Genomic DNA, 23,964 nt, shown 5'->3' with positions numbered 1-23,964 from the left:
ATTATGTTGTTTTTATCGCAAATAAAACAAGGTGGCGTGGTGTGTCGTGAAGGGCAGGAAGCGCGTCTCGTCAAGCAAGCTTTGAGTGTGTATGAGTTGGCGCAAGAAGCCATTAAACATAACGTCACATTGGCATCCGTGATTAAACAGCACGGGCTGGGTGAGCAAGTGGATTTGGTCGAATTGGGACAGAGCAACCAACTTGATTGTCCTGTACGTCATCCGGATCCGGCACACATGTATTTGACGGGAACCGGTCTAACGCATTTAGGTTCGGCCTCCACCCGTAATGCCATGCATGCGAAAAGTGAAGAACTGACGGATTCGATGAAGATTTTTCAAATGGGCGTAGAAGGGGGCAAACCCATAGAAGGTCAAGAAGGTGTTCAGCCTGAATGGTTTTATAAAGGTAATGGGGCAGGTGTGATGGCGCCAGGAGAGGCGATACTGTCACCTTCTTTTGCCTTGGATGGAGGGGAAGAACCTGAAATCGCTGGCTTTTACCTCATTGGTGAGGATGGGAAAGTACACCGACTCGGCTATACATTGGCTAATGAGTTTTCGGATCACGTGACGGAGCGCCAGAATTATCTCTACTTAGCGCATTCAAAATTACGCCCAGCGGCGTTTGGTCCTGAGTTGTTGGTCGGTGAACTGCCCAGGCACATTGAAGGGCATTCTCGAATAGAGCGAGGTGAAACCACCCTTTGGGAAAAGGGGTTTGTGTCGGGTGAAGACAATATGTCGCACACCTTTAAGAATCTTGAACACCATCATTTTAAATATGCCATTTTCCGTCAGCCAGGGGATTTGCACGTGCATATGTTTGGCACGGCGACCCTATCTTTTGCGGATGGCGTTCAAGCTCGCGAAGGGGATGTCTTTGAAATTGTCTCGCCGACCTTCGGTTTGCCATTGCGTAATACGTTCTCTGAGGCCGCGCCATTATCGACAGAAGTGAGTGCTTTATGAATAGGCTACAGAGTGCCATTTACCCAGATTTAAAAGACCGCTCCGTGTTTGTTTCGGGTGGCGCGACGGGCATCGGCGCGGCGATTGTGGAAGCCTATGCAAAACAAGGAGCAAAAACAGCGTTTGTGGATTTGGATGAGAAAGCGGGACGTCAGCTTGCAGAACGCTTGTTGAAGGACGGGCACTGTGTGCGCTTCGATGTGTGTGACATTACTAATATCAAAGATTATCAGAGCAAAATTCGCAATGCAGCAGACGCCTTCGGACCCATTAGTATTTTACTTAATAATGCGGCCAATGATGTTCGTCACTCTTTGGCGTCGCTGACGGAAGAGCGTTTTGACGAATTAGTGGGGGTAAATATAAAGCATGCCATGTTTGCGGCCCAAACTGTCGCCCCCATGATGAAAGAGCTTGGTGGGGGTTCTATTGTCAATTTTGGTTCTGTTGGTTGGATGATGGCCACCGCAGGGTATCCAACCTATGGCACGAGCAAGGCCGCCATGCATGGGTTAACTCGCTCATTGGCTCGTGATCTTGGCGCCGCTGGTATTCGCGTCAATACCTTGGTTCCGGGTTGGGTGATGACGGAAAAGCAGCTGCGTTTGTGGGTGGACGATGCGGCCGAAGAAAAGATCAAGCAAGGTCAATGTTTGGCCGGTAAGGTGTTACCAGAGCATGTGGCGAATATGGCACTATTTTTGGGGTCGAATGTGGCCGCTATGTGCTCGGCGCAGAATTTTATTGTTGATGGAGGTTGGGTATGACGGAGTCATCAAAAAATATCTTTGTTCCCAAACCATGGCCGCGAAAATTACGTTCCACCGAATGGTTTGGCGGTACGTCTCGAGATCATATTTATCATCGCAGTTGGATGAAAAACCAAGGCTTGCCTGCTGATTTGTTTGATGGTCGCCCAGTGATTGGTATTTGTAACACTTGGTCGCAATTAACACCTTGTAATGCGCACCTTAGAGAACTTGCCGATCGAGTAAAGCATGGCATTTATGAGGCTGGTGGTTTGCCATTAGAGTTCCCTGTTTTTTCCGTTGGGGAAAGCTCGCTTAGGCCGACTGCCATGATGTATCGGAATATGGCGGCCATGGATGTTGAGGAAGCGTTACGAGCGAATCCTTTGGATGGCGTTGTATTGCTGGCTGGTTGCGATAAAACAACGCCTGCGTTATTGATGGGCGCATGCAGTGTGGACATTCCGGCGATTGTTGTCTCTGGTGGCCCGATGCTCAACGGTTACTTCAGAGGTGAGCGGGTTGGCTCAGGTACCGCGTTATGGCAGATGTCAGAGGACATCAAAGCGGGCAATATGACTCAGGAAGACTTTTTAGAAGCAGAGCAATCCATGTCTCGCTCTGCGGGTTCCTGTAATACGATGGGGACCGCCAGTACCATGGCCTCGATGGCCGAAGCGTTGGGCATGGCGCTGTCAGGAAATGCAGCGATTCCGGCTGTAGACAGTCGTCGTCGGGTTATGGCACACCTTACTGGGCGTCGAATCGTTGATATGGTGAAAGACGATCTGAAGCCGTCGGACGTGTTAACACGACAGGCATTCGAAAATGCAATTCGCATCAATGGTGCCATTGGCGGGTCAACCAATGCGGTGATTCATTTATTAGCCATTGCGGGCCGCGTGGGTGTTGATCTGAATTTAGATGACTGGGATAAGTTGGGTCAGGACATTGCCACCATAGTGAATCTCATGCCGTCAGGGAAATATTTGATGGAAGAGTTTTTTTACGCCGGCGGATTGCCTGTGGTGATTAAGCATCTAGCCGAAGCTGGAAAACTTCACAAAACTGCGCTTACTGTCTCGGGGGAATCGATTTGGAACGAGGTTAAAGAGGTTCGTAACTGGAATGAGGATGTTATTTTACCGGTTGAAAAAGCCTTAACTCAAAAAGGCGGTATCGTGGTGCTAAAAGGTAATCTTGCGCCTCAGGGGGCCGTGCTTAAACCCTCGGCGGCCTCCGCGCATTTATTACAGCATCGCGGACGGGCGGTGGTGTTTGAAGACATTGATGATTATAAAGCCAAGATTAATGACGAAGCCTTAGACATAGACGAGCATTGCGTGATGGTGCTGAAAAATTGTGGTCCGAAGGGTTACCCAGGTATGGCCGAAGTGGGCAATATGGGCCTGCCGCCCAAAATCTTACGCAAAGGCATTAAAGACATGGTGAGGATTTCGGATGCGCGGATGTCAGGCACCGCTTATGGCACAGTGGTGTTGCATACTACGCCGGAGGCCGCAGCGGGTGGTCCTTTGGCGGTCGTGAAAAATGGCGACATGATCGAGTTGGATGTAGAGCGTCGTTGTTTGCGAGTAGACATCACGGATAAAGAAATGGCGACTCGCTTGGCCAACTGGAAAACACATCTTGAGGCACCTAAAAGCGGCTATATTAAATTGTTCCATGATCATGTCCAAGGCGCCGATACCGGGGCCGATTTTGATTTTTTGAAAGGTTGCCGTGGTGCGGCGGTTCCGAAAGACAGTCATTAACAAGATCTGCACACTATTTCGTCATAATTAATAAGGAGTCAGCATGTTGACCGGACAGCACTTTATCGCTGGGAAGTGGGTGAAAAGCGAAGACACGTTTTCATCTAATCCTGCGAGTGGACCTTCACATTCTTTTTATCTTGCGCGAGCAGCCGATGTGGAGACTGCGGTAAAAGCTGCGGAAGCGGCTTTTGAACTTTATGGTTATTCTTCTCGTCAAGATAGAGCTGTTTTTTTAAACGCCATTGCAGATGAGATAGAGGCTCGTGGCGATAGCATTACAGAGATTGGCGTACAAGAAACCGGTTTGCCAGAAGCCAGATTACAAGGTGAGCGTGGTCGTACCGTAGCGCAAATGAGATTGTTCGCAAGCCACATATTATCGGGTGAGTATTTGGACCACCGCTTTGATGGGGCGTTAGCGGATCGTGAGCCGTTACCTCGTCCGGAATTGCACATGGTACAGCGACCAATTGGTCCTGTGGCGGTATTCGGTGCGTCCAACTTTCCATTGGCTTTTTCGACGGCGGGTGGCGATACCGCCGCCGCATTAGCCGCGGGTTGCACTGTGGTGGTAAAAGGCCATCCGGCGCACCCAGGGACTGGGGAAGTCGTGGCACAAGCAATCGACGCAGCCATTCAAAAATGCAATATGCCAGCGGGCGTATTTTCATTTATACAGGGAGATGGCTTTGCAGCAGGGCAAGCTTTGGTTCAGCATCCTTTGATTAAAGCGGTTGGCTTTACCGGTAGTTTAGCGGGAGGTCGTGCGCTCTTTGATTTGTGTGCAGCACGTCCTGAGCCAATTCCTTTCTTTGGTGAATTGGGGTCCGTTAACCCCATGTTTGTTATGCCTGAAGCGCTCAAAAACCGAGCGGAAGAATTGGGCCAAGGTTGGGCAAGTTCACTGACAATGGGAGTGGGGCAGTTTTGTACGAATCCCGGTATTGCGGTGATGCTAGATAACGCCGATTCGAAAGCCATGATAACCGCCGCGAGTGCGGCTTTGTCGGAAGTGTCTGCGCAAACCATGTTAACCGATGGCATTGCCAGTGCTTACCGTTCAGGTGTCGCGGCGATAGAGAATGCGGATGTCACGTCGGTTCTACGCACAGCCGATACCGAAGACCGTACAGCACGACCAAATTTGTTCGTGGTGTCAGGGCAAGCTTGGCTGGACAATCCGACCTTGCATCAAGAAGTGTTTGGCCCGCTAGGTTTGGTCGTATTGGCGGACAGTATTGAGCAAATGGTTGAGTTGGCTCGTCATTTGGAGGGGCAGCTAACTTGCACGCTTCATCTTGATCAAGGAGATTATGAGGTGTGTCAGAAACTTATGCCTGTGTTGGAACGAAAAGCGGGGCGAGTGTTGGCGAATGGTTTTCCAACCGGTGTTGAGGTCAGTGACACCATGGTTCATGGTGGCCCATACCCTGCGTCAACAAACTTTGGCGCTACCTCTGTCGGTACCTTGTCGATCCGCCGTTTCCTGAGACCTGTGTGTTACCAGAACATTCCGATTGAGCTCTTGCCTAGAGAATGCTCGGAATTGTCTGTCTAGTTTGACGGACGGTTAACGTTTTACCTTACTTGTTTAAGGGCTTGTCGCTTTTTGTTCTAACTCGGCAAGCACCAAGCGTTTGAGCTGATTCGCGAGGGGGGATAATTGGCGACCTTGCATTTGCAATACATAGTATGGGCTCATGGTGATGCTACGATTTAACTTAAGGATTTTAAGTTTTGCATTTACCTTTTGCCCAACAAGAAGGTCGCAGACTTCACTGGCCATTGGGGCAATGGCATTGGAAGAGACTAGAATGGCGATTAACGCGAGTAATGATGTGCTGTTGGTAATGCTTAACGGTAACTCGGCACGTTCTTCCATAAAGGCCGCTTCTACGGCCTCTCTTATGGGGGCTCTATGAGATTGCATCACCCATTCAAAATGGGCTAAATCTCGAACCGCGATTTTTTCTACATTGGCCAAGGGATGGTCTTTACGAACGACGAGTTGTACTGACTCACTTCTTGCAGGGAAAATTTCAAATACATTGGCGTCATATTGTTTCGGAATTCTGGCCAACACAAAGTCATTGTGACCAGCAATTAAGTCTCGAACCAAGCTATCACTGGTATCGACATTGATATCGATTTCCGCTCTAGGGGCAATGGCGCGCAATTGTTGAATGGCCGGAATGACAAAGCCGACAGCGGCTCCTGTTACGGCCCCTATCGCCGTTGTGCCTCCTCCGCCTTCTTTGAGTTCACTGACTTCTCTGGCGAGATCGCGTAACTCGACTAAGAGATTGTGTGCTCGGCGAGCGACGGCTTGGCCGACGAGTGTTGGTTCCATTCCTTTTGCATGACGAATGAATAAGCGCGTACCAAGCGTTTGCTCAATGTCGCTTAACATTCGCGAGGCAGCGGGTTGTGTCATGGCCATTTCGTCAGCGGCAATGCCCAGCTGTCCATATTCCGAAATGACTGAAATTAAACGCAGTTGATTGAGTTTTAAATGTTTGGCCAGACCTAATTCCATAGTGACCCCGTTTGTTGTTTTTATGGGTTATTTATCATGATGTTCGGCACATTTAACAGTTTACTACAGGTACTGAATGAAGCGGTTTTATTTATGTCATATGATGGATAGATTGTTTTCATTTTTTAAGGAAAAGTATGTCGAGTTCAGATTCCATAGCGTTAGATTCATCAATAAAACAACTGCCTGAAGCCGAGTTTATTACCTTATTTGCTTTGATGATGTCTTTAACTGCGCTGACAATGGACGCTATGTTGCCGGCGTTTTCCTTTATTTCACAAGATTTATTGATCGAGAATTATCAGCATACCCAATGGATTATTTCGGCGATGATTTTGGGCATGGTGTTTGGTGAGATCACTTTTGGCCCTTTGTCAGACGCTCTCGGGCGGAAAAATAGTATTGTGTTAGGAATCGCGATTTACCTTGTCGGCACCCTAGTGGCATTGCTTTCTTCGTCGTTGGAAATGTTATTGGCTGGGCGTTTGATCCAAGGGTTTGGGGTGTCAGCGCCAAAAATAGTATCCCGGGCGCTGATTCGTGATTTGTACAAGGGGGCTGCCATGGCGCGCATCATGTCTTTTATCATGATGGTCTTTTTGTTAGTGCCTTTGCTGGCTCCGGCAATTGGTCAGTTGGTGATGCAATTGGGCAACTGGCGATGGATTTTTGCCATGTTGTTGATTCAGTCTTTGTTAGCGCTTGCTTGGTTCTGTTGGCGGCAACCGGAAACGTTACCGAAAGAGCGTCGTATTCCATTGCAGTGGTCCAGTTTGATGTCGGATGCAAAAGACATTTTGAGTCGTAAAGAGGTCATGGCATACACGGCTTTGTTAGGCTGCGTGTTTGGCGGGTTAATGTTGTATATCAGTACCGCCCAGTCAATTTTTCAAGACATTTATTTGGTGGGAGAGGATTTTCCTCTGTATTTCGCTATGATGGTCATTGGCTCTAGCGTGATGAACTTTTTCAACGGCAAAATTGTGCTGAGAGTGGGGATGAAGGTTTGCGTTTATTTTGCGTTAAGCGTGATGGTTTGCCTGTCTTTTGTGTTGTCTATCTTGGTGCTGAATTATGATGGCGTACCGCCTTTTTTCTGGTTTATGGCCATTTGTATGCTGATGTTTTCTTGTTTTGGTATGGTGTTCGGTAATGTGAATGCCATGGCGATGGAACCATTAGGCCGAACCGCTGGGTTGGGGGCATCATTGATTTCATCTTTGTCTAGTATGATTGCGATTGTCTTGGCCGTATCGGTTGGGCAGTTCTATCACAATACTCTAACACCCTTTGCCACGGGCTTTTTTATGTTGTCAGTGATGAGTGTTGCTTTAATGTTATTGGCAGGACGCTTTTCTTCCCTGAAAAGAGGGTGAGTGTCTGCTTTAGTTTAAAGGCAGCGTAAATGGTCCATTAACGCCTTTTTATGGTGATGGATTATTGTCTCAATGTAACAGGTAAAACTGTCACGCTATTCGCGTTACAATAGGGAAGTTTAACATTCTTTTTTAGAGATACTTTGCCACTTTATGACTTCCTCTCCTTCTCTTGCACGTGAATTATTTAATATGACTTGGCCCATGTTGTTTGGGATCTTGTCTTTGATGAGTTTTCAGCTGGTGGACAGTGCCTTCATTGGCCAGTTAGGTGTTGTACCTCTGGCAGTTCAAGGTTTTACCTTGCCGATTCAAATGTTGGTCATCGGATTGCAAGTGGGGCTGGGCATTGCCACGACAGCGATGATTGCTCGGGCGTTGGGTGCTCAAAATATTCAGTATGCGAAGCAACTGGGCGGCTTGGTGCTAATGATTGGTAGCCTTGGTATTGCCGTCTTTAGTGTGCTCATTTGGCTGATGCGAGGGCCAATTTTAGCGTTATTAAGTGCACCGGATACTGTCTATGGTACGGTGGACGATTATTGGCCGTATTGGTTATTAAGCGCTTGGGTTGGTGCTTTATTGTACTTTTTTTACAGCATTAGCCGAGCCAATGGCAATACGATTTTGCCAGGCATCATGATGATAGTAACCAGTGTGTTGAATTTGGTGTTGGATCCTATCTTTATTTTTACTCTTGATCTTGGTCTTAACGGTGCGGCGTTAGCCACAACCGTGGCATTTGGTTTGGTGGGGGCGTTGGTGGTTGCGCCTCAAGTGTCGGCTAAACGCTGGGTAAGTTTTGATTGGAGGAATTTGAATGTTGGTAAAAGCTTAGCGTCGATTGGTCATATTATGGGGCCTGCTATGATCAGTCAGTTATTACCACCAGTGTCCTCCATGATGGCCACCAAGCTGATTGCTAGCTTTGGTACTGCGGCGGTAGCCTCTTGGGCGTTAGGGTCGAGGTTTGAGTTCTTTACCATTGTTTCTGTTTTAGCATTAACCATGTCGATGCCACCTATGGTTGGTCGCTTATTGGGGGCCAATCGGATTCAAGACATCCGCTCTGTGGTTTCGATAGCGATTCGGTATATTTTGCTGTTTCAATTAGGTGTGGCGTTACTGACCTTCTTATTAGCAGGGCCTTTGGCTCGTCTTATGACCAGTGAACAGGCTGTGTCGGACATTTTAACTTGGCATTTACTCATCGTCCCGGTCAGCCTAGGTGCTTTGGGTGTTTGCATGTTGATGGTGTCTGTCTGTAATGCGTTGGGTAAATCCTATGTGGCGTTAACCATTTCTGCCTTGCGGCTATTTGCTTTCTTTTTGCCTTGTTTATGGCTCGGTGCTGAGCTGGCAGGGCTAAAAGGCCTGTTCATTGGCGTATTGGTTGGTAACCTATTAGCTGGTATGTGTGCTTGGAGAATGTATTTGCAGGCATTAGCAAAGGTGGAATCTGGCGCATCAAATTAGGCGTTTATTTGTGCTGATTGCGCAATATCGTCCAATCTTTTTATCTTCAAACTGGATATTCTATTCTGATTGAAGTGGTTAAGAGACGCGTGAGAGGGTTGTGATGTCGGCAGAAAATTGTTTTCAGTTTGTGAAAAGCGCCACCTTTGATGAAGTGATGTTGCTCGAAGCGTCAATGAATGACTTTTGCTATGGAACTCACGCCCACGAAGAGTTTTCGTTTGGTGTTACCTTGTCGGGCAGACAAGACTTTTATGCCTTGGGAGAACACCACAAAAGCTATTCTGGCAATGTGATTGTGTTCAACCCAGAGGATGCTCACGACGGTCATTCCGGTACCGACGACACCCTTCATTATAAAATGTTATATGTCCACCCTGATCAATTAAGTCCTATGCTTGAGAGTGCTGGCGTTCGCCGAGCTCAAGATTTCCGTATTGAACAAACAGTACAAAATGACCTAGAGCTCAAAACGCATATCTTGCGTTTGGCGGCCTTGGTTGAGAGCAACACGTCATCTGCCATGGAATACTCGTCAGCTTTATTTGAATTTGCTGAATATTTAGCTCACCAAAAGGGCATTCAGCGCTCTGTTCGTCTAGGTAAGTCCAAACGTCGCGCGAAAAAAGACCCTGTATTCGAACGAGTCAGAGACTATTTACATGCGCATGTCAGTGACGAGGTTTCTCTCGACGCGTTAAGCCAAGTCGCACACATGTCTAAGTATCACTTGTTACGTTGCTTTCGTGACTATTTCGGTATGACACCGCATCAATATTGGCAAAATTATCGTATCAACCGCGCCAAAGAAGCTCTTTCAATGGGCATGTCATTGACGGATGTCGCGCTGACCTTTGGCTTCACGGATGTGAGTTATTTTAATCGACGCTTTAAACCCATGTTTGGTGTCACTCCTCATCAATTTAGGCGCACCTTGTTACGAACCTAGCGAAATTGCGCACTCACTGATTCATTTTTTTTAATCTTTATCAAATTATCTTTTGAGGTTTTTCTATGCTTGAAATAATCGTCTACGCCTTTGGGGTCATGTACAGCCCGGGCCCAGCGAATACCCTTGCACTTTTAGCTGGCGTTAACGGGCAAGGCTGGCGAGCGTTTGGTTACTGTATTGGTGTTGGTCTGGCGATGTTGATTCTGTTTCTTCTGCTTGGCTATCTTGGCGGTGAAATCATACCGGAAGGTTATCAGTCGATTATTGCGACCTTGGGCGGGCTGTATATTGCTTATCTGGGCGTGAAAATCATGCAAGCCAGTTTTCACTCGAAAACCACCGTAACAGAAGCGTCCATGATTGACTTTAAAACCGGCCTGATCTTACAGCTTTGTAACCCAAAAGCCTTGGTGGCGATCGTGCCCATTGTGACGGTACAGTATCCGCGATATGAGATTAGCGGAATGGACATTGCCATATGGTCTTTGATTCTTGCTGCGATGGCCTGCGGGGCGCCAAGTGTGTATCTATTCGCTGGGTCTCAATTAAAAAGTGTTGCGATGAATTCTAAGGTGATGGCGTGGGTGAACCGCTTGATGTCACTGTTACTCTTCTATGTTGCTTATCGGTTTGTATTTGCTTAATGACAGCGAGCTTTTGTTTTTTGCCATTTATGCTGGCAGATGATGAAAGGAGGTATGAGAAAGCTTGTTATGCCGTATAACTTGTTGAATAACGCCTTGGTGACCATACAGGATGATTTAAAAGTATCCATACAGATGTTCTGTATGGTCTTCTGTATGTTCTAGAAAGTGTCTACCTGCCTCTACAGAGAGCCGGCTAAGACCTCTATGATTAACCTTCAGATCGTTAATTTGGTGAGGGCGTTGATATGATTTTTATTGCATTAATACAGCAGGTTTCATTGTGTTTTCAGCGTTATGGGTCGCGTAGAAAACTGGCTTCTTTATCCCATGAGTTACGCAAAGACATGGGCATTTTGCAAGACGACTTTGAACTAGAAGTGCGCAAAGGGAATGTGTTCACCCTGGCGAAAGAATTGATGGCTGCAACTAAGCTAGTGGCCACAAAATAGAGCTGGGCTGAGGGGGAGTCGGTGCCCCCTTGCTCTTTAAAAAGCACAAGGCGTCTTTGTGTTTAGTCCTCAAATGTCCCTTTGATTTGAGCGATACCATCTTTGACGTGGCAAACGCCTTTAGCAAAGGTATGCCTTAAGTCGAGGTTATCGTCTAGGATCAAGAAGTCTGCGTCTTTTCCTAATGCGATTTCCCCTTTGTTACTGGCTAATCCTAGACACTGTGCGGGTGCTTGTGTGAAAGGAATAATAGCCTCGGAGATCGACATTTTTTCAACTTGAATCATTTCTTTTAGTTGATACAGTAAAGAGCCAAATCCAGCTACTTTCAAACCAATAAGCTCGCGCTTTTCGTTGAAGACTGGCACAGAGCCATTACCATCCGAGCTGATGCAAACTTTACTGGTATCAATCTTGTTAGATTTACATCTGGCGAGGAATGTTGACGCTTTAACACTCCCTCTTGCGCCTTTGTCAGGGTTAATGCCTGCGGTTAAATCAACATAACCGCCGAGTTTAAGCCAATCCATACCTTGGTCGGCCAAAAGTTCCGTTCTGTTTACATGGGTTGGGATGAATTGAGAGATGGGAATATCTGAATGCTTTATGACATTGAGTAGTGGTTCAAAGCCTGTGGTTGAATTACCCAGATGAGCAACAACGCGGCCGCATTTTCCCGAAATTAAACCCGCAACTCGGGCTTCAGAAGCCATTCGTGACAGCTCTTCGGTTTGAGGTTGTGATGACCTATGATCCGAAACAGCCGTTTTCAAACCTATAACGCGATCAATAAAGACAATGTCCCGTTGAATGGATTGGGTTATGGTTTCCGAGGGGACTTTATAGCCACCAGTAAACATATAAGCACTTACCCCTTCTGTGGTTAGTGCTTTCGCTTTGGCATACAGGCTATCGTTATGTCTGGTAGAGCAATCAGTACCAAGTAACCCGACAACCGTCGTGATGCCTGATAGCGTTAAATGGCTTAGTCGTACTTCTGGTGTCCGTGTGTGATAACCGCCTTCGCCGCCTCCTCCAATTAAATGAACATGACCATCGACAAAACCTGGAATCAATGTTTTTCCTTTTGCGTCTAGGATGTTGATGTCAGTCATGTTTGAAGAATCAATGGTATTTTCGATTTGTAAGATTTTGCCGGCGGCAATCAAAATATCTTTGATACCAAGTGCTTCAGGAGCATATACATTTGCATTTTTGACGAGAGTGAACATATATAAAGCCATAATGGATACATTTTTAATGCATTTTTATATTAAGTGAGTACATTAATCAAGTTTCAATCGTATATATTCGCAGACAGAGTGACTCTATGCTAAAATGCTGCTTATATTTTGTGCGGTTTTATTCAGAAAACGCATTAATCTCAATTAGATAGGCTTTCATGAGCGAAAATAATAAACAAAAAGCAGTGTTGTCTGTGACGGAAGACATACGAGCTAAAATTTTAGATGGAACATATCCTGAGGGAATGGCGCTTTCTCAAGTGGATATTGCGAGTTCATATCAAGTAAGTCGAACGCCAGTCCGTGAAGCTTTACAGATATTGGCGGGAGAAGAGTTAGTCGAAATCCGTGATACTGGAAGAGCAACCGTGACCACGATTTCTCCCGAAAGTTTTCTCGAAAAATGTGAGCTGAGAGCGCTTATTGAGGTTAAATTATTGGAATTGTCTATTCCTTTGATGGGAGTGGAAGACATAGAAAAAGCTCGTGAAATCAATGAAAAACTGAAAAAATGTGCGCCAGAAGAGTGGACGCCATTGAACTATAGGTTTCATGAAATTCTGTATAAACCAGCGAATCGTCCTTTGATGCAAAATGTCATCAAGGATCTGCATCATCGTCATTACGCGCGTTTAAAGTCTTTTATTTTAAGTCACCGTAATACGCCGCGTTCATTGCGTGAGCATGATGAATTGATTGACCGTTGTGAACGTCAAGATATCGAAGGTGCTTGCTATGCGTTAGAGAGTCACATCATGATGAGCGCTTATTCACTGGCCGAACAGCTGAAATCACAGCAATTAAAGCGCCGTCAAACCCCCTCACTGTAAACCTTCCAGAACAAGCATACTTCGCCTTCTCAATTACCTTTTTAGGGAAAATATTCCTAAAAAGGTAATGCCATATACTGTTTTGTCGTGTGCAGACTTTTCTTTTTGATATTGTTCAAATCAATTATATGTGTTCAATAGTAAACATGTATTTGATTTTATGTATCCATTTTATCGTTCTTGACTGAATATATGTATCCAAAGTATTCTCTTCTTGTCACATCGGAACTCAACATAGGATTACAACAATGAAAAAACTAATTGCGACGGCCATCATTGGTGCTGGCGTTTTATCCGCAAGTGCTTCTGTTTATGCAGCGGACAAGCTCGAAGAAGTCAAAGCTCGTGGTGTTATGAAGTGTGGTATCCATCCAGGTAAAGCGGGTTTTGCAACACCTGATACGAAAGGAAACTGGACAGGTTTAGACGCGGAGCTTTGTAAGGCGGTGGCTGCAGCGGTATTTGGTGATGCTTCAAAAGTTGAATTTATTACCATGAATTCTCGAAATCGTTTAACTGCCCTTGTTACAGATGAAATTGATATGTTGGCTCGCTCAACCACTTTTACTGCAACACGTGATGGCTTAAATGGTGTTGATGTCACCATACCTTGGTTCTATGACGGCCAAGCTTTGATGGTTAAAAAAGAATTGGGCGTGAATTCAATAGAAGAGTTAGATGGCGCCACAATTTGTACTTATCCTGGTACCACCAGTGAAAAGAATATTAATGATTATTTTGAATCTCACAATTTGAGCTATAGCGCTCTTATTGTTGAAGGCAGTGCCGAATCAAACGCTGCGTATTTGGCAAATCGTTGTGATGCTGTTACCAACGATGCCTCTGCACTAGCGGCGAATCGTCAAGGAATGCCAGACCCATCGGCTAACATTATTCTACCCGAGCGTATTTCTAAGGAGCCACTTGGAGCATATGTTAAACAAGGCAATGACGCGTGGCGCCAAGTGGTAACTTGGACGGCAATGGCATTGATTGAGGCAGAAGAAATGGGCATCACTCAGGGAAATGTAGACAGCAAACTTACGGACAGTAAACCTGCTGTGATGCGCCTACTTGGTACAGAAGGAAGTTTGGGTGAGAACTTTGGTTTGGATAATAAGTGGGCTTACAACGCAATTAAAGCGGTAGGTAATTACGGTGAGATCTTTGAACGTAATTTAGGCAAAGGTTCCACGCTTAACTTTGATCGTGGCTTAAACAACCTTTATACCAAAGGTGGTTTGTTATACGCCTATCCGTTCCGTTAATGATGGTTTGAGCCAGTTTGTCTTAAGACAAACTGGCTTTTTAGTATGATTAACCTCTGTAAGGTTCAATGATGGCAGTTGTTTATGCATTCTTTTTTATATAACCGCAAAGTTCGAGACACTCTTATTCAGCTTGTTTTCTTCGCGGTCATTTGTTTTGGAATAACCTACTTTGCTCTGAATGCCGCGACCAATATGCGCGACGCAGGTCTGACGAGTGGCTTTGATTTTCTTTTTCAACGCGCGGGTTATGATATCAGCTACAGCTTGATTCATTTTGACCCGAAAACCTCCACTCACTTAATTGCTTGGGCGGCTGGCATGGTTAATACGGTAGCGTTTGCTGTTATCGCTATCTTATTAACGACTGCCTTGGCGTTGTGTTTGGCTATTATGCGTTTGTCACATAACTTTCTACTCTCTAAAGTGTCCCTATGTCTTGTTGAATATGTACGTAACGTGCCGATTCTGGTGCATATTTCAGTTTGGTATACCTTGTCATTGATGCTGCCAAGTGTGCGTCAGGCATTTAATTTTAGTGATATATCGTTTCTTTCGAATCGCGGACTATCGGTTCCTAGTGTGGAATGGAATTATGGTCTGATGGCCTCTTTCATGCTCATTACGCTATGGATTGGATTATTCTTTTTTGTCAAAAAGCATGTCTCGACAACAGGACGATGTTTAGTTTCTGTGTTGTTGATGACGGTCATGTTGACTGCCTTGGTAAGCTTTGTCTTTACACCTGTCATGAGTTTTACCCTACCTAAGCTAGTTGGTTTCAACTTTAAATATGGTTGGACACTTCCACCTGAATTTATCATGTTAATTATTGCTGTAAGTACTTACTCTGCCGCCCATGGAGCTGAGGTTATTAGAGGCAGTATTTTGGCGATATCAAAGGGGCAAATGGAAGCGGGACTGGCGCTTGGTGTTAGACATAACATTGTGATGAATAAGGTGATTATTCCTCAAGCACTCCATTCGATTATTCCACCAATGACATCGATTTATATTAACGTTTTAAAGGCGGCTGCTTTGGGTTCAGTGGTTGGTTTTATGGACATCATGGGCACCATGGGAGGCAGTAGTTTAAACATCACAGGTCAAGCGATTGAATGCATTGTGATTGTCATGGTGAGTTATGGTTTTTTGAATCTGATACTGGCAGCCATTATGGGGCGTTTCAACAAAGCCATGCAGCTGAAAGGGCGTTAAAATGAGCCATCAAATGAACATCGAGAAAATAACCGGCAAACCTGTTGAAGCGAGAGCGAAACAAGCGACGCCTTTTCGTTTTAAAGGAATTCTGATTTGGGTTAAGCGTAACTTGTTTAACACTTGGTTAGACAGCGTGGTGACGTTAGCCCTTATAACACTCTTGTCTATGTCGTTGCCAACCGCTTTGGATTGGTTGTTTTTCTCAGCCACCTTTAGCGGAACAAGCCGAGCCGATTGCACTCCAAATGCAGCGTGTTGGATTCCGATTCGACAATACATGGATTACTACCTCTATGGGCCTTTTCCAGAGTCTGAGCGGTGGCGAGTAAATTCCGCTTTTGCGGTTGGGTTGTTTGCCTTTCCTTTGCTGTTTAGTCAACGAATTCCACAAAAATGGATAGTAGTTTATATCCTTGCCTTGCCCGCTGTGCTTTGGTTATTACTGAAAGGTGGATTCATCTTTGAAGACATTTCAACCAGTGCGTTGGGCGGTCTGACACTAACCTTTTTCTTGGGCATTATTGCCATGTGCTTGTCGTTGCCTGTGGCCATTTTGTTGGCACTCGGTAGGCGTTCACAGTTGCCTATTTTACGTTGGGCTTGCACAGGTTACATTGAAATTATTCGATCTGTACCTGTGATTACCTTCCTCTTTATGGCGTCATTGGTCTTACAGCTTTTCTTGCCGAGTGGTATGTCTATTGATGTTTTATTCCGTGTCTTATTTGTGCTGATTTTTGTTTCGGCTGTGTACAAAGCTGAAATTATTCGTGGTGCGATTCAAGCTGTGCCAAAAGGTCAAATTGAAGCGTCTTATGCAATGGGGTGTGGCTACTGGAAAACCATGGCTTATGTCGTTATGCCGCAAGCATTACGAAACTCAGTTCCGGCGCTAATCACTAACTTTATCGGCTTATTTAAAGAAACCACCTTGGTGATGATTCTGGGATTATTAGAGGTGATGGGCGCGATTAATGCGACTTTTCATAATGCGGAATGGCTTGGTCTTCATGCGGAAGGTCCGATTATTATTTCGGCATTTTTCTTTATCGCTTGTTTTTCTATTGCACAGTACGGTGCGCATCTAGAGCGACGCATCAAACGCACAAAACATTAATTGGAATGCATTATGTCTGAACAAACTGTAGTAAAACTGGATCAAGTGAATAAATGGTACGATAAATATCATGCACTACGCGATATCGATTTGGCGGTAGACAAGGGTGAAACCATCGTGATTTGTGGGCCATCAGGTTCGGGCAAGTCCACCTTGATTCGTTGTCTTAATAATCTAGAACAACATGATGAAGGCGATATCACCATTTGCGATATTACCATCAGCGACCATGTTAAAGACATTGAAAAAATCCGTCGTCATACGGGAATGGTATTCCAGCATTTTAATCTTTTTCCTCATATGACGGTATTGGATAACTGTACTTTTGGCTTACGTCATGTGCTGGGTATGTCTGTGCCGCAAGCGAATGAAATCGCGCGTGATTTGCTTAATAAAGTAAAAATTGGAGATCAAGAGCAGAAGTATCCTGGACAGCTTTCAGGAGGACAGCAGCAGCGTGTTGCTATCGCAAGAGCGTTGACCATGTCTCCAGACATCATGTTGTTTGATGAGCCAACCTCAGCACTTGATCCTGAAATGATCTCTGAAGTGTTGGAAATTATGCGCTCATTGTCTAAAGACGGGATGACAATGATCTGCGTGACTCACGAAATGGGATTTGCCAAAGAGTTCGCGGATCGCATTGTCTTTATGGAAGCTGGCAGTGTGATTGAAATTTCTGCGCCAGAAGAGTTTTTTGTGAGGCCGAAAACGGAGCGAGCCAAAATTTTCCTAGACCAAATACTGGCTCATTGAAATCAGATCGTGTCATTTAATGGATTTAGAGTGATACGCAAGTAAAACCCTTTATTTATGTAATATCTGATTACTATATTGCGTCGTTTCCACAATTCAGCTATTGAAAATGTGGTTGAGAATGAATACCATTTGAAATCATGTTTTTACTCACTTGGAGAGTATTGTGGAAGATGCAGTTCAGCAGAAAATAGTTGATTTCTTACAGGTCGGTGGACCTGTTGTTTGGATTTTGATGGTGTTTTCTGTCGTCGCGCTTACGATCGTGTTGCTTAAGCTTTGGCAATTTTCTTCTTTGCGTGCTGAAAGTTTAAAAACAACCAACTTTGCGCTGGCTGAATGGCGCAACAATAATGTTGAAAAAGCGTTAGAAAAATTGCAGCCAAAGCGTCCGATTGACAGCCTAGTGGCTTATTCAATGGAAGCCTTGGTCAATGGTTCAATGACGGCGGATCTGATCCGTGAAGAAGTAGAACGTCGCGCCATGAATCTGCTGAATCAATTACGCACTTTCTTACGACCTTTGGAAATCATTGCGACGCTGAGTCCACTGTTAGGTTTGCTTGGTACAGTATTGGGTATGATTACCGCGTTCCAGCAAATGGAAGGTGCAGGAAATCAAGTTGATCCCTCTGTGTTATCTGGTGGTATTTGGCAGGCACTTTTGACCACGGCGGTTGGTTTGGCGGTCGCGATTCCAGTTGTGGTTTTACACAGTTGGTTGGAGCGAAAAGTAGAACGTATTGCTCACAACATGAACGATGCTGTGACTCAGGTTTTTACTAGCCCAAAGGCAAAAGAGTTAGTGGAAGAGGCTGAGAAAGAGATGCTTCATGCCGCTTAAGCTGACTCAGCCAAAGCGCAAGAATGCCATCAGCCTAACACCATTAATCGATGTGGTGTTTATCTTGCTTTTGTTCTTCATGTTGACGTCCAGTTTTGTGCCTTGGCGCATTGTGGACACACCTTTATCTGTGGCCTCCGACGCGCCAAAGTCTGAGAGTGAAAGTGAGAACCTTATTCTGACGCTTAAACTCAATGACAACCAAGTTTGGTTAACGGATCGAGCTGTTAGTTTATCTGACAGAGCTGCTTTTCAGTCTTTAGTAGAAGAAAACAACGATGGGGTTTTCATTATAAAGGCAGAAGACGGCGTGACCTTGCAATCCCTAATGAAACTGGCTGACCGCCTGAAAGAGAACGGCGCTAATACGGTTTCCATTGCCAATGCGTTTGCTATGCCGGAGACACCCTCAGAATGAAAATAGGGGAAAAATACGCCGCTCGAAATGCCTCAAATGACGACAATATGGTGCCCTTGATCAATGTGGTTTTCCTTATGTTGGTTTTTTTCATGGTGGCAGGGCAAATTCAGAAAGCGGATCCGATTGCTGTCATTCCTCCTGAATCTATAAATGATAATCGTGCTGAAACAGACCCCAGTGTAGCGATCTTTGTGGGCCTAAATAATGAGCTGTATGTGGAAGATGAGGTATTTCAGATAGAGGATGTGAAAGACTATCTGGAGCGTGAGTTTGCATCGTCACAAGACAAAGATGGGTTTTGGGTGCAAATCAAAGCCGATGGCAATATCCCTCTAGAAAAACTGCGACCTGTGTTTGATCAAGTTCGGCAAGCTGGACTCACTAAAGTGAGTTTAGCGACTCAGTTAGAGCGAGGAACACAATGATCTCTGCACGTCATTGGTTTGTGGCGGGCGGTTTGGCTATTTCGGTTCACGCTGGTGCGTTTTACTTTGCCTTCTACAGTCACGACTCTGAAGGAAGCCAAGCGGCGGGTGTCCAAGGTATCGAGTTTGATTTGGGCATGATGGGAGACTTGGGGGTTGCGGCACAAACGACGCTCGCTCAAGAAGAGGTTAAGGAAGTTGAAGAGCCGATTGAAGAACCCGAAGTTGAACCAGAGCCAGAACCAGAAGTTGAACCGGCCCCCGAACCTGTTATAGAGCCTGAACCGATTATTGAGCCCGAACCGATCGTTGAGCCCGAACCGATTGTTGAGCCAAAGCCGGTTGAGGTAAAGCAAGCGTCTCCAATTGAAGTGAAAAAGGTTAAACCAAAACCAAAACCAAAACCAGAGCCAGAGCCAAAACCAGAGCCAAAACCAGAACCAAAACCAGAGCCAAAACCTGTTCAGAAAGTGGTGAAAGCGACACCGAAAAAAGTCGCCCCACCTTCTATGGCCAACATGAAGGCCACAACCGGCAGCAGTAATGCGGTGACGACAGGTGGCAACCCAGGTGCAAAAGCGACTTACTTCTCCAAACTTAAAGCGGTCTTGGCGAAGAGTAAGCGATACCCAAGACAATCGCGTCGACGTAATGAAGAAGGGGTGGTGTCTTTATCCTTTATTGCTTATGCCGACGGTTCGGTCTCTGATGTGAAGATCACCAAAAGCTCAGGCTATAAGCGCTTGGACAAAGCCGTGATCAAGATGATTCGAAAGGCGACGCCTTTGCCAAAATTCTCGAAGGATATGCAGGAGGCGGAATTGAGAATTAACATTCCAGTATCCTTCAAATTGAGTGACTTAAGGTAAGTGTGCTGACAAAGGGTAAATGAAAATGCCGCAACGGTTATCCGCTGCGGCATTTTTAATGGCTTTATTTTTTAGTGGCTTTATATTGTGGCTATTTATTTGACGCAGGCAATAATAACCATACTTTACCAAAGTGTTTGAGTTGGCCAGCCAAGCGATGAGCTTCTTCTCCAATACCTTGATACCAATCTATGTGGCCAGCGCCTTTAATTGCGCCGCCTTTGTCTTGCGCCAATAGTAAGCGAAATTCATGACCTATCAATTCACCGCTTTGATCCAACTTAGGCACTTGCGCTAATAAAATGGAACCTAGTGGGATGACGCTTGGATCGACTGCCGCAGAATACAAAGGCGTGAGTGGCACGTTGGCGGCACCAACCGGTTTTGTTTGGCCTTCACTAAAGAAGAGGTAGCTTGGATTGGTGGACAGTATTTCGCGCATACGATCAGGGTGATCCTTTAACCATTGGCGAATACTTTGTGCAGAGATGTCCGCACGATCAATTTCATCTCGCTCAATCAGCTCTTTGCCGATACTTCGATAAGGGTGACCATTGACGCCGCCCCAAGACAATAAACGCTGTTCACCGTCTTCATATTCAATGACGCCAGAGCCTTGAACGTGCAAAAAGAAATTATCGACTAAACTGGCCGTGTAAGCGATCTCTAAATCTTGTCCTGCTAAAGCGTTTTCGAAGTCAATTTCCTCCCGAGATGGGTAACCCCCTTCGGCATTTTTTTGTGTTGGTTTACGGTAAAGCGGAAAGCGGAATTCTTCGTCAGGAAAGTGTTTCACCGGCATGATGGGAACGTAGTAACCGGTAATCTGCACATTACCTCGTTGGTCCTGTCCGGCCAATTGATGTGCGACTATATGCGGGCTGTACTTAGGGTTGTCGAGCCACAAAGACAGCTCATAGGACACGTGTTTCAAATCCGCTAAACTGACCTGTGTGTTTTCGAGTTGATATTGGCGATCTGATAAACGATTTAGATAAGCGGTCTGTTGCGCTAAACCGTCACGAAACGTTTTATCTGGGTAAGGTAATCCAGGCGGTAGACTTTCTTTTAAGTAGAGGCTGTTGCGCTTCAATGCGCTACTGTCACGACCATTATTTTCAAAGTCATTGGATTGATCAATTTCGTTATAACTGCATGCGGCGAGTAGGGCAAAAGTTGTGAAATAAAGTGGGCGTAAGGTAGGACGAGAGCGAATCAAAAAAGTAGCAAAGGACATAAAAAATAAAACTCGTTTTAACAAAAAGAAGTTGTTCATTCAATCTTTGACCGCGAATGACAGCGCATGTTCATCTTGAGTACTTATGCCTGTGAAAGCAATGTTTTGGATGGCTTTTTACACTTTGCTAACCGACTTTTAGCATGAGCTGTTCATAGGCTTCTCGTAGACTAATAAAGATCTCTTGATCTCCGCCTCGGTCTGGGTGATGTTGTTGTGCGAGTTTTCGATATTGTTGTTTTATCTCTGACTTGCTGGGATTGTCTATGGTGAGTTGGAGTGTTTGCAATGCTGATTGTCGGTCGCCAGTGAGGCAAATGCCCTTGTAAAAACTGTCCAGTAAACGCCTAACATCATCAACATCCGTTTGTTCGTATTCATTCCAATCCAAATAATAAGCGGCCAGTTTGGCATCCGGACTATTATTAACATAGGTGTTCTCCGACACAGAGGTTTGCTCATTATTTAACAAGTGAATGCGCGTGGCTTGAATGCTGAGCATGAGGTTTTCTTCTTGCCAAAGTTGGCTTTGAAGTTGGTAAAGGGCGTTCATAATAAGAAAGTGTTGGCGAAACAGCTGTAGATTATTGTCCTCAGCCAGTTGATTGAATTCAGGGAGTTGCTGTTGCAGAGACTTGAGTATGTCAAACTCACTGGTACCATTTGGGTGGTTTTTTAAGATTGCCAGTATGGGCGCAATGAGAGGGTTTTTCATAATCCATTTTCCCAGTAATAATGACATACAGTGTATGTGATGATTAGAAAAAGAGCCAAATTTGGCTCGAGAAGATAACGAAAAAAGGTGACATTATGTTGTGGGTGTTGGTGGGGGCGTTAGCATTAGGGCTGATATTTGGTCCAAACCTTTGGGTGAAATATACCTTAAAACGTTACGCTAAGAACCGAGCCGATCTTCCTGGTACAGGGGGGGAATTTGCCAATCATCTGGTGAAGCGCTTTGAGCTCAATGAGGTCAAAGTCGAAGCCGCAAAAGAGGGGCAGGATCATTTTGATTTCGTACAACACAGGGTGCGTTTGAGTCCCAGTGTGCTAGCCGGGCGTTCACTGACGGCGGTGGCAGTGGCGGCTCATGAAGTGGGGCATGCCATTGCTCATGAAACCCAGCAGCCAATTTCGCGTTTGAGTTCACGGTATTTACCGCTAGCACACGGTATTCATCGTCTAACGGCAGGTTTGTTAGTGGGCTGGCCAGTGATCTCGGCCATATTACATTTGCCTTATGCTGTGCCTTTGCATGCTGCTGTGGTTGGCTTGTCTGGATTGTTAGCTGTGTTTGTACAGGTTGCTATTTTGCCGGAAGAGTGGGACGCCAGTTTTAAAAAAGCTTTGCCTATCCTAACGCAGGGAAATTATATCCCGCAGCAGGATTTGCCCAAGGTAAAACGTATTTTAACCGCCTGCGCGATGACCTATGTTGCCGCCGCGTTGATGCGCATTCTTTTTGTCTGGCGCTGGTTTAAGCGTTAGCTGCTTTGGTTAGCGTTTCACTGAGCGGGTGACTTTTGTCTAAGAGAGGCAAAAGTCACCAATAGGTTTTATTTAAGTACTGAAAGACGCATTGCTTCAGGTATTCAATAACATCTAAAACTGTTTTTTATTTGACAGTATAAGTTGTTTTTGGTTTTTCTGATTCTCTTTGGGTCAACGTATTTTTCCCTTCTCCTTCCTAGGAAAGATACGACCAAAGTGAAGGGAGGCTGTGTCACCTTGGTCTTCAATGTAAGTGATTTCAACACGCTTTTTGGTGAGAGACTAAGCCACTCTATAATATGCTATGGTCAGACATGATAGACCTCCATTATGTCGTCCTATAAGCACGCATTATGTCAATGGCGACCAACCCAGAGGAAAGCAGTTGTGGATGAATTGAAATTACTTATCGATATGCATAAAGACGCTAATCGACAAGGCCCCGGTAGTGATGCTGAGACTGAAAAAGCGATTAGTATGGCGGGATTAGACAGAAATACGCCATTAAACATTGCCGATATTGGTTGTGGCACTGGAGCCTCAACATTGACGTTGGCTCGTCTTTTGAACGCAAAAATTACGGCCGTAGATTTCCTTCAGGACTTTATCGATGTTCTGAGTGCTCGCGCTCGGGATGAGGGAGTAGAAGACAAAATCAACCCTCTTTGCGCATCAATGGAACAGCTTCCGTTTGAGAATGAGACTTTCGATGTTATTTGGTCTGAAGGGGCTATCTATAATCTTGGTTTTGAAAAGGGGATCGCAGATTGGAAGCGCTATTTGAAGCCTGGCGGGCTGCTGGTTGTTTCAGAGATTACTTGGCTTACAAGCTCTCGTCCATTGGCGCTTCAAGATTATTGGGACAATGAATATCCAGAGACAGATACCGCCTCGGCAAAGATCGCGTTACTAGAAGACAGCGGCTATACACCGATCGGATACTTCGCTCTGCCAGAACATTGTTGGCTTGATCATTATTATGACCCAATGCGCAAGAGTTTTGATGCCTTTTTGAGTCGCAATGGAGATAGTGCAGAGGCCCAAGCCATCGTTGAGGCAGAGCGCCATGAAATGGCACTGTATGAAAAATACAAAGCGTATTTTAGCTACGGTGTGTACATCGCAAGGAAGACCGATGCACAAAATTCATAACAAGATCGGGGATCAGAACTAGAGGCATTGGGTGTAGCAAAGAGATTTGTTGTTGTCATAAAAAAATCATGAAGTCATCACGTTTTCGTTCTATCATCAAAAACTGACTATTTGGTAAGTATTGAAAAGTTGGAATATTAACTTAGTTTGATGG

Annotated in this window: 24 protein-coding genes; 20 read left to right on the top strand and 4 right to left on the bottom strand. The window is 45.3% G+C overall.

Translation table 11 applies throughout. The features are described from left to right. Window positions 1–3: 3 nt before the first annotated feature. The 4 genes from araD1 to MAR181_RS16260 are packed head-to-tail and all read left to right on the top strand — an operon-like array spanning window position 4 to window position 5,057. Window positions 4–972, top strand: a complete 969-nt coding sequence (araD1, locus tag MAR181_RS16275; protein WP_013797700.1) for an AraD1 family protein — start codon at window positions 4–6, stop codon at window positions 970–972. After that, complete coding sequence (locus MAR181_RS16270; protein ID WP_013797699.1) at window positions 969–1,739, top strand: SDR family NAD(P)-dependent oxidoreductase; 771 nt, start codon at window positions 969–971, stop codon at window positions 1,737–1,739. The genes araD1 and MAR181_RS16270 overlap by 4 nt, the downstream gene beginning before the upstream one ends. Further along, complete coding sequence (gene araD / locus MAR181_RS16265) at window positions 1,736–3,496, top strand: L-arabinonate dehydratase (RefSeq protein WP_013797698.1); 1,761 nt, start codon at window positions 1,736–1,738, stop codon at window positions 3,494–3,496. Before MAR181_RS16270 ends, araD begins: the two co-directional genes overlap by 4 nt. A 43-nt stretch (window positions 3,497–3,539) precedes the next feature. Further along, window positions 3,540–5,057: an aldehyde dehydrogenase (NADP(+)) gene (locus MAR181_RS16260; protein ID WP_013797697.1), complete on the top strand. Its 1,518-nt coding sequence runs from the start codon at window positions 3,540–3,542 to the stop codon at window positions 5,055–5,057. A 33-nt stretch (window positions 5,058–5,090) separates the two neighbouring features. On the opposite strand, the gene MAR181_RS16255 is transcribed toward MAR181_RS16260, so the two are convergent. Further along, the gene (locus MAR181_RS16255; protein ID WP_013797696.1) at window positions 5,091–6,035 is read right to left on the bottom strand and encodes a LysR family transcriptional regulator; all 945 of its coding nucleotides are present in this window, start codon (window positions 6,033–6,035) and stop codon (window positions 5,091–5,093) included. Between the two features lie 137 nt (window positions 6,036–6,172). On the opposite strand from MAR181_RS16255, the gene MAR181_RS16250 reads away from it, so the two are divergent. The 5 genes from MAR181_RS16250 (at window position 6,173) to MAR181_RS16230 (ending at window position 10,935) form a co-directional block, all read left to right on the top strand. Continuing rightward, complete coding sequence (locus tag MAR181_RS16250) at window positions 6,173–7,411, top strand: multidrug effflux MFS transporter (protein ID WP_013797695.1); 1,239 nt, start codon at window positions 6,173–6,175, stop codon at window positions 7,409–7,411. 153 nt (window positions 7,412–7,564) lie between these two features. Further along, entirely contained in the window at window positions 7,565–8,887 is a 1,323-nt protein-coding gene (locus tag MAR181_RS16245) for an MATE family efflux transporter (protein WP_013797694.1), read from the top strand. Between the two features lie 103 nt (window positions 8,888–8,990). After that, window positions 8,991–9,836 (top strand): AraC family transcriptional regulator, encoded by an 846-nt coding sequence (locus MAR181_RS16240; RefSeq protein WP_013797693.1) that lies wholly within the window; start codon window positions 8,991–8,993, stop codon window positions 9,834–9,836. A 65-nt stretch (window positions 9,837–9,901) separates the two neighbouring features. Then, window positions 9,902–10,483 carry a LysE family translocator gene (locus MAR181_RS16235; RefSeq protein ID WP_013797692.1) on the top strand — a complete coding sequence of 194 codons (582 nt, stop codon included), beginning with the start codon at window positions 9,902–9,904 and terminating at the stop codon, window positions 10,481–10,483. Between the two features lie 248 nt (window positions 10,484–10,731). Further along, the gene (locus MAR181_RS16230) at window positions 10,732–10,935 is read left to right on the top strand and encodes a hypothetical protein (RefSeq protein ID WP_013797691.1); all 204 of its coding nucleotides are present in this window, start codon (window positions 10,732–10,734) and stop codon (window positions 10,933–10,935) included. Between the two features lie 62 nt (window positions 10,936–10,997). Here MAR181_RS16230 and iadA read toward each other — a convergent pair whose 3' ends face one another. Further along, window positions 10,998–12,179, bottom strand: a complete 1,182-nt coding sequence (iadA, locus tag MAR181_RS16225) for a beta-aspartyl-peptidase (protein WP_013797690.1) — start codon at window positions 12,177–12,179, stop codon at window positions 10,998–11,000. 158 nt (window positions 12,180–12,337) lie between these two features. Between iadA and MAR181_RS16220 the strand changes: the two genes are divergently transcribed. From MAR181_RS16220 to MAR181_RS16180, 9 genes are all read left to right on the top strand, one after another. Beyond that, the gene (locus MAR181_RS16220) at window positions 12,338–13,009 is read left to right on the top strand and encodes a GntR family transcriptional regulator (RefSeq protein ID WP_013797689.1); all 672 of its coding nucleotides are present in this window, start codon (window positions 12,338–12,340) and stop codon (window positions 13,007–13,009) included. A 248-nt stretch (window positions 13,010–13,257) separates the two neighbouring features. Continuing rightward, window positions 13,258–14,277, top strand: a complete 1,020-nt coding sequence (locus tag MAR181_RS16215; RefSeq protein ID WP_013797688.1) for an amino acid ABC transporter substrate-binding protein — start codon at window positions 13,258–13,260, stop codon at window positions 14,275–14,277. A gap of 84 nt (window positions 14,278–14,361) precedes the next feature. Further along, entirely contained in the window at window positions 14,362–15,495 is a 1,134-nt protein-coding gene (locus tag MAR181_RS16210; RefSeq protein ID WP_013797687.1) for an ABC transporter permease subunit, read from the top strand. Window position 15,496: 1 nt separating this feature from the next. Next, window positions 15,497–16,615: an amino acid ABC transporter permease gene (locus MAR181_RS16205; RefSeq protein WP_013797686.1), complete on the top strand. Its 1,119-nt coding sequence runs from the start codon at window positions 15,497–15,499 to the stop codon at window positions 16,613–16,615. 12 nt (window positions 16,616–16,627) lie between these two features. Continuing rightward, a complete protein-coding gene (locus MAR181_RS16200; RefSeq protein WP_013797685.1) occupies window positions 16,628–17,371 on the top strand; it encodes an amino acid ABC transporter ATP-binding protein in 744 nt (247 codons plus the stop codon). Between the two features lie 166 nt (window positions 17,372–17,537). Then, a complete protein-coding gene (locus MAR181_RS16195; RefSeq protein ID WP_013797684.1) occupies window positions 17,538–18,215 on the top strand; it encodes a MotA/TolQ/ExbB proton channel family protein in 678 nt (225 codons plus the stop codon). Continuing rightward, the gene (locus tag MAR181_RS16190) at window positions 18,205–18,633 is read left to right on the top strand and encodes an ExbD/TolR family protein (RefSeq protein WP_013797683.1); all 429 of its coding nucleotides are present in this window, start codon (window positions 18,205–18,207) and stop codon (window positions 18,631–18,633) included. Before MAR181_RS16195 ends, MAR181_RS16190 begins: the two co-directional genes overlap by 11 nt. Then, window positions 18,630–19,061: an ExbD/TolR family protein gene (locus MAR181_RS16185; protein WP_013797682.1), complete on the top strand. Its 432-nt coding sequence runs from the start codon at window positions 18,630–18,632 to the stop codon at window positions 19,059–19,061. The genes MAR181_RS16190 and MAR181_RS16185 overlap by 4 nt, the downstream gene beginning before the upstream one ends. After that, window positions 19,058–19,930 (top strand): energy transducer TonB, encoded by an 873-nt coding sequence (locus MAR181_RS16180; RefSeq protein WP_013797681.1) that lies wholly within the window; start codon window positions 19,058–19,060, stop codon window positions 19,928–19,930. Before MAR181_RS16185 ends, MAR181_RS16180 begins: the two co-directional genes overlap by 4 nt. 91 nt (window positions 19,931–20,021) lie before the next feature. Here the strand turns inward: MAR181_RS16180 and mltA are convergent, their stop codons facing one another. Together mltA and MAR181_RS16170 are read right to left on the bottom strand one after the other, a co-directional pair. Beyond that, window positions 20,022–21,167, bottom strand: coding sequence for a murein transglycosylase A (gene mltA, locus MAR181_RS16175; protein WP_013797680.1), 1,146 nt, complete (start codon window positions 21,165–21,167; stop codon window positions 20,022–20,024). A 127-nt stretch (window positions 21,168–21,294) separates the two neighbouring features. After that, window positions 21,295–21,882, bottom strand: coding sequence for a DNA-J related domain-containing protein (locus MAR181_RS16170; RefSeq protein WP_013797679.1), 588 nt, complete (start codon window positions 21,880–21,882; stop codon window positions 21,295–21,297). 95 nt (window positions 21,883–21,977) lie between these two features. Between MAR181_RS16170 and MAR181_RS16165 the strand changes: the two genes are divergently transcribed. Further along, the gene (locus MAR181_RS16165) at window positions 21,978–22,655 is read left to right on the top strand and encodes a zinc metallopeptidase (RefSeq protein ID WP_013797678.1); all 678 of its coding nucleotides are present in this window, start codon (window positions 21,978–21,980) and stop codon (window positions 22,653–22,655) included. Window positions 22,656–23,045: 390 nt separating this feature from the next. Then, window positions 23,046–23,810 (top strand): class I SAM-dependent methyltransferase, encoded by a 765-nt coding sequence (locus tag MAR181_RS16160; RefSeq protein ID WP_013797677.1) that lies wholly within the window; start codon window positions 23,046–23,048, stop codon window positions 23,808–23,810. Window positions 23,811–23,964: the final 154 nt, after the last annotated feature.

The sequence above is a fragment of the Marinomonas posidonica IVIA-Po-181 genome (genome assembly GCF_000214215.1).
GTDB classification, from domain to species: Bacteria; Pseudomonadota; Gammaproteobacteria; order Pseudomonadales; family Marinomonadaceae; genus Marinomonas; species Marinomonas posidonica.
Note: the sequence above shows the minus strand (reverse complement) of the source record. Positions and strands in the feature narration are given on the sequence as shown.